The organism is Candidatus Palauibacter soopunensis (assembly GCF_947581735.1).
Taxonomy (GTDB): Bacteria; Gemmatimonadota; Gemmatimonadetes; order Palauibacterales; family Palauibacteraceae; genus Palauibacter; species Palauibacter soopunensis.
In genome coordinates this window covers 1-3,189 of record NZ_CANPVT010000041.1, presented here as the reverse complement: position 1 = coordinate 3,189, position 3,189 = coordinate 1, and the positions used below count along the sequence as shown (strand labels likewise).

General features: G+C 71.5%; 2 protein-coding genes and 1 pseudogene. All 3 read right to left on the bottom strand.

The genetic code is table 11. From position 1 onward, the window contains the following. A pseudogene (locus RN901_RS11420) lies at positions 1–424 on the bottom strand (hypothetical protein); the annotation flags it as partial. Next, a complete protein-coding gene (locus RN901_RS11415; RefSeq protein ID WP_310756948.1) occupies positions 421–1,296 on the bottom strand; it encodes a TrbG/VirB9 family P-type conjugative transfer protein in 876 nt (291 codons plus the stop codon). The pseudogene RN901_RS11420 and the gene RN901_RS11415, both read right to left, overlap by 4 nt. A gap of 5 nt (positions 1,297–1,301) precedes the next feature. Beyond that, on the bottom strand, positions 1,302–3,189 hold a 1,888-nt coding region (locus RN901_RS11410; protein WP_310758412.1), incomplete at its 5' end, for a DUF87 domain-containing protein.

Here is a 3,189-nt window from a genome sequence, read left to right as displayed (position 1 = left end):
ATGAGCGGAGCGAGCGCGTCCCGCGCTCGACCTCCTCCAGCCGGAGCGCTTCGCGAAGCTCGAACTCGGCCCGGCCCATGCCGCCCCCGGCGCCACCCGAACTTGCCGTCGTGTCCTGTCCGGCCGGTTCCTGCCCGGCGGCACCGGACTGCCGCCCCTCCCGGTCCGCATCCGCCGCCGCCCGCTGGCTCTGGCGGTCGGTTTCGTCGCTAAAGCGCCCGTCGAGCGACCGGCCCGTGCGGTCGTCCACGGGCCGGGCCGGCGCGGGGGCGACGCCCTCGGCCGTCTCATCGGCACCGGAAAACGACGAGGAGAGCAGCAGCCCGGCCACGAGCACGGTGATCAAAGCGATCCCGACCTTCGTAACGACACCGCCCGGCAGCGCGCCTTTGGGCTCCTTAATCCACTGCTTCCAGCGGCTCATCGCACGTCCCTCGGCTCGAACCGCCACCCGGCCCGCGCACCGCCGATCTGGAGCCACCCGTCGCCCAAGACACGGCGGGCGACGTAGAGGCCGTCCTCGGTGAGATCGAACGCGACCAGGCTCGGTTCGCCGTCCCGGAGTTCGTAGAGCGCGGGCGACTCCTGTGCGCGCGAACGGAGATAGGTGAACTCCCCGTCGTGCCACATCGCCTCGACACGGAACGGCCGCTCGGACGCCTTTCGGTCCAGCAGGTACTCGAACCGCAGCCGCTCGGGGTAGGCGGCACGGAACGCCTCGATCTCCGCTTCGGCCCAGCCGCGTGCCTCGGCGATCCCGGCCTCGGCCTCCTCGCGGGCCAGCCCCGCGGCCTCGACAGCTTGGGCCGCCATCTCGCGGTAGGCGGCGACCTCGCTCCGGGCGACGAACCCGGGAGCGCCAAACGCGGCCTCCGCATCCGCGCCTGCCTCGACGCGGACCACGAGGTGGGGCGGCTTCTCCCCGCTTTCCGAGACAAGGAACGAGTAGATGCGCCCCGACTCGCAGACGAGCGCCACGTTGGTCGCCGCGTTCTCGGCCAACGGCTTCAGGTACGCGACGTTCGCCGCGCCGGTCAGGTGCCAGTACTCGGAGTCTCCGGCCACGAAGTCGAGGATGCGCTCCCCGGCCGGAAGCACGATGACCGTTGTATGACGCACGCGTGCGCGGAGCCGGGGGATCCGCTCTTCGCCGTCCTCCGGCAACGGAACCCGGAGCAGGGTGGCGTCCGCGCTCGCTTGCTGCGCGGCGGCATCGCAGGGAAGCACCGTCAGAAGCAGCGTCAGCAGGACTACGACGATCCCCAGCAGGATCGCGGCGGTTGGAGTTGCCTTCATGGTGTTCACGTCCTCTCGGTTGGTGGGGTGGGATGGGTTCGGCCCGCGAGCGCTTCGAGCGCCCGGACCAGCCCGTGCCTCGCCACGGCTTCGGCGCGCTTCTCGGCGTCGAGCGGCGAGGAGGTGTAGAGCCAGTAGCTCTCCGGATCGACTTCGAGGCGGAGCACCGCCGCCTCGTCCGGGCGGCGGAGATACAGTTCGCGCTTGGGCGTCAGCGCCCGGATCCGGGCGACCTCCGACTCGTTCAGCCGGAACAGCGCCCCGGCCTCGTCGGGCAGTTCGGCGTTGGCGAGGAACAGCTTGGTGGGGATCGATTCGAGGAGCGCCGAAGCGCCCGGCGTCCCCGTCACGTCCACGGCGGACTGCGTCGCGAGCACGAGCGCGGCGTTCTTCTTCCGCCACGTCTTGGCCGCCTCGGCCAGGTAGTTCAGCACGGCGGGGTCCTGCATGTACCGCCACGCCTCGTCCACGACCATCAGCTTGAGCCGCGCCGTCTCGGCCGGGTCCTCGATCTCCAGGCGCATGCGCTCCAGCAGATAGGAGAGCGCCGCCTCGCACAGGTCCGCGTGTTCCGCCGCGCCCGCCAGGTCGATCACCTGCCAGTCCCGGAACTCGATGTCCGCCGCGCCCGACGGGGGGTTGTCGAAGAACGCGCCCCACGCGCCGCCCTCCGTCCAGCGGCTGAGCGCGGGCCACATCGCCGACGGCAGCGAACCGGCCAGCACGCTCAGAGTCCGGCGCTCGGTGCCGAGCGCGTACAGGTCCTCGATCCGGGCGCGGATCTCGCTCGTGTCCGCGCCGTCGGCTTCGTACCCTCCCAGCTTCAGGAGCCGGAGCACCCAGCCGGTCAGGAACTGGAACGTCCTCGTGGTCGGGGGAAGCGCGAACGGCTGGAGGCGGAGGGTGGGCTCCGCCTCGCCCGGCGCGAGCTCCAGATACCGGCCCCCGAGGAACCGGGTCAGCCAGCGGTAGGAGCCGCCCAGGTCCAGGATCAGGATGCGCGGATCGTACTTGAGCGCCTCGACCAGCAGGAAGTTGAGCGTAAAGCTCTTGCCCGAGCCCGTCGCGCCCAGGATCAGCGTGTGGCCCACGTCGCCCGCGAACAGGTCGTAGCGGTACGCCGTGCGCCACGGGGTCTCGAACACCGCCAGCGGCTCGCGGTCCAGATGGCGGCTCCTACGGTTCCCCTTGGGCGGCCCGAACACGGGCGCGAGGCACGCGGCGACGCCCGCCGACACGAACACCTTCCGCACCTGCCGCTTGCGCGGCTGCGCCGGGAGCCGGGCGAACCACGCGGGCATCTGGCCGTAGCCCTCCCGGATGACCTTCGCGTCGTGCGCTGCGAACAGCCGCCGCACATCGCCGTCCAGCCGTTCGATCCCTTCGAGTTCGCCGTGGAGCGCGACGGTGAGCGACGCCTCGCCGTAGGCCACGCCGTCGGCTTCGAGTTCGACGAGCGCCGCTCCCAGACGGTCGGACTCGGCGGCCGCCGCGGAATCGACCATCGCCGCCGCCGTGCCCTGGGCGTCCTGGGCGTGCGCCATCATCGAGTAGCGGCGCGAGAAGTAGTGGCGCTGCGCGCCTCGGATCCGGCGCCGCGCCGCTTCCACCGACCACGGCCGCCATTCGAGCGAGACGGTCGTCACCGCGTCGAGGCAGTAGAGGTCCCGGAGCAGGTTCGCGTGCGCCTGCCCGGGCGGCGACAAGAGTGAGTAGAGGATCACCGGCTCGCCGTCGAGCCGAAGGTGCGACCGCTCGGCTTCGAGTTCCGAGACCGCGAGCCGCCAGTTCATGCCGCTGCCCGTCGAGCCGTCCCAGAACGTGCCGGGGCGGTTGACGAGTTCGGACAGAAGCCGGGAAGCCTCGACGGCTCCCAGCATCTCGACGGGCGTG